The sequence below is a fragment of the Actinosynnema sp. NPDC023658 genome (genome assembly GCF_040639995.1).
Classification (GTDB): domain Bacteria; phylum Actinomycetota; class Actinomycetes; order Mycobacteriales; family Pseudonocardiaceae; genus Actinosynnema.
The window spans coordinates 896-3,885 of sequence record NZ_JBFAAX010000466.1 but is presented as its reverse complement, the minus strand read 5'-3'; the positions used below and the strand labels follow the sequence as shown (position 1 = coordinate 3,885).

General features: G+C 73.1%; 2 protein-coding genes and 1 pseudogene. 2 read left to right on the top strand and 1 reads right to left on the bottom strand.

What is annotated here, in order from left to right; translation table 11 throughout:
• A partial coding sequence (locus AB0G02_RS29050; protein WP_360799985.1) for a GH92 family glycosyl hydrolase occupies positions 1-1,747 on the bottom strand: 1,747 nt, incomplete at its 3' end.
• Positions 1,748-1,926: 179 nt separating this feature from the next.
• Between AB0G02_RS29050 and AB0G02_RS29045 the strand changes: the two genes are divergently transcribed.
• Complete coding sequence (locus AB0G02_RS29045) at positions 1,927-2,496, top strand: HAD domain-containing protein (RefSeq protein WP_360799982.1); 570 nt, start codon at positions 1,927-1,929, stop codon at positions 2,494-2,496.
• 85 nt (positions 2,497-2,581) lie between these two features.
• Positions 2,582-2,990: pseudogene (locus AB0G02_RS29040) on the top strand (hypothetical protein); the annotation flags it as partial.

Sequence of the window (2,990 nt, the reverse complement as noted above, 5' to 3'; positions counted from 1 at the left end):
GCCGCCCGCCCATCAGCTGCACCAGGCCGTTCGGGTCCTGCGGCACGAGCCACTGGTACTGGAACGCGCCGCCCTCGTGGAACTGGTGCCCCGCCTCCACCGGGTCGTACGGCGTCACCCACGTGCCGTCGACCGTGCGGGGGCGGAAGTGGCCGGTCGAGGCGTCCCACAGGTTGCGGTACCACTGGCCGTGCTCGGCGAACACGCGCGCGTCGTCGTGCTTGCCCAGGCCCTGCGCCATGAGGGCGAGCGACGCGTCGGCCGCGGCGTACTCCAACGTGGCCGACGCCGGGTGCACGCAGTCGTTGTCACCGCCCTTGTGCGCGCAGTCGACCCCCAGCTCCAGGCCGGACGGGATGTACCCGCGGTCCAGGTAGTGCTCCACGCCGGACCGGCCGTTGTACGGCGAGTCGGCGGGCGGGACGGTGGTGGCGTTGCGCTTGAGCAGCTCGTACGCCTCCTCCTCGTGCCCGGCGAGCAGGCCCTTGGACCACGCCTCGACCAGGAACGGCGTCACCGGGTCACCGGTCATGATGTTGGTCTCGCTGTTGGCCAGCGCCCAGCGCGGCAGCCACCCGCCGTCCCGGCCGCTCGCCACGACCGACAGCGCGACGTCCCGCGCGACCTGCGGTTCCAACAGCTCCAACAGCTGGTTCTGCGGGCGGTAGGTGTCCCACAGCGACAGGTTCTGGTACGGGGTGAAGCCCTGCGCCGTGTGCGGCTGCCCGTCGAAGCCGAGGTAGCGGCCGTCCACGTCACCGGCCAGGTTCGGGTGCAGCAGCGAGTGGTAGAGCGCGGTGTAGAACGCGGTCCGCCGCTCCGGCGTGCCGCCGTCGATCCGGATCGCGTTCAACCGGTCCACCCACGCCTGGTGCGCGGTGGCCGCGGTGGCGTCGAAGTCGTAGGAGTCGCCGGTCTCGGCGGCGAGGTTCTTCCGCGCGCCCTCCAGCCCGGTGTAGGACAGGCCGACCTTGAGCACCACGTCCCGGTCGGCGGTCGCGTCGAACGTGACCCACGCGCCGTTGCCGCCCTGGCCCGCCGCGTCCGGCACGCCCGGCGCCCGGGTCGTGCCGCGCCACGTGCCGAAGCTCGCGAACGGCCGGTCGAACGTGGCGGTGAAGTACACGGTGTGCTCGTCGTGCCCGGCGCAGAACCGGCCGGCCTTCACCCGGCCCTCGACGGTCCGGTCCCCGACGACGTGCACCTCGGAGTCGAGCACCTGCTGGTTGGCCTTGCCGGTGTTGAACAGGACGTTCGCCTGCGCGCCCGCCGGGATCGTGTGCCGTTGCCAGCCGGTGCGCGGCGTGGCGGTCAGCTCGGCGTTCACCCCGTAGCGGGACAGCTCGACGCGGTAGTAGCCGGGCCGCGCCTCCTCGTCGGCGTGCGAGAACGCGGACCGGTAGCCGGTGGTGTCAACGTTGTCCACCTGGCCGGTCGTCGGCATGACGGGCAGCTCGCCCGCGACGCCGCAGCCCACGCCGGACAGGTGCGTCTGGCTGAAGCCGTGGATCTCCCGCTGCTGGTAGTCGTACCCGCCCTGGCCGCCGGTGTCCGGGCTGACCTGGACCATGCCGAACGGCATGCTCACGCCCGGGAAGGTGTTGCCGAAGTTCTGCGTGCCCACGAACGGGTTGACCAGGGTGGTCGGGTCCACGGCGTCGGCGGTCTGCGCCGCCGCCACCGCCGGTGCCCCGAGCAGTGCGAGTGCGGCGGCGAGCAGGAGCGTGTTGCCTCGTCGGAGCGGCATCGGCAGGGGCCCTCTCTGGGTGACAACGTTGTCAGGTGACCCAACCGCCCGATCACCGCTCACGACTCTGACGCACCACTCCCCCACTCGTCCAGCCCTGGCGGAGAAGGCGCGCGACCCGGCACCGGGGTCACCGCTAATCTCGGGCCGCCAGCCGTCCACCGCAGACCGGGGGTGCCATGTCGACGCGAGGACTGCTGCTCCTGGACGTCGACGGACCGCTGAACCCGTACGCGGCGAAACCGCACCGCCGGCCCGAGGGCTACCGCACGTTCAGGCTCACCCGGCGCGACACCTGGCACTCCGACCCCGACGCGCGCGGCAGCAAGGGTCTGCGCGTGTGGCTCAACCCGGACCACGGCGCCCTGCTGCGGGCACTGGCCGTCGACACGGGCCTGGAGCTGGTCTGGGCCACGACCTGGATGCACCTGGCGAACGAGCTGGTCGCACCCGCCGTCGGACTGCCGGCGCTGCCCGTGATCGAGTTCCCGGCGGCGGACTTCGACCGCGACGCCGGGTGGTCGCCCGGCGGTCCCTGGAAGTGGCGCGCGGTGGCCGAGTTCGCCGGCGGACGGCCCCTGGCGTGGCTGGACGACGAGCACGACGAGGCCGGAAAAGAGTCGCGCGGGTGGTTCGACCGGGTCCGGGCGGAGGTACCCACCTGCCTGTGCCACGTCGACCCGCGACGCGGCCTGCGACCGGAGCACCTGGACGGCATCCGGACGTGGGCCGCCACCGTCCCCCGATGACCTCGACCCGTCCACAGTGGACGGCCGGTGCGGATCCCCGCCGCGCGGTACCCTCGGAGATCATCACGACCCGGAAGGGGCCCACGTGCCGGGACTTCGGCGATCCGCGCTGATCGGAGCGCTGCTGCTGGCGCTCGGGGCGTGCACCGCGGGACCGACCTTCGACTCCGCGACCACCACCGGCGACGCCCCCTCCACGACCACCAGCGAGCCGCCCGCCGAACGCGTGTACATCTCGTTGGGCGACTCGTACGCCACCGGCTACCGACCGGCGGCGGCCGGCGCGGCCGCGGGCACCGACCGGGACGGCTTCGCCTACCTCGTCGCAGAACGCTCGGACCTGCGGTTGGTCAACCTCGCGTGCAGCGGCGCCACGTCCGTCCAGCTGCGCACCGACGCGGGCTGCGAACCCGCCAACCGGGGCCCCGACGCGCCGGACCCGACGGGACGCACGCAACTCGACGCGGCCGTGCAGGAGCTGCGCGAGAACGAGG

Excerpts from the sequence above, each read along its gene's own strand:
- AB0G02_RS29045 (WP_360799982.1), top strand. The coding sequence starts at position 1,927 with ATGTCGACGCGAGGACTGCTGCTCCTGGACGTCGACGGACCGCTGAAC.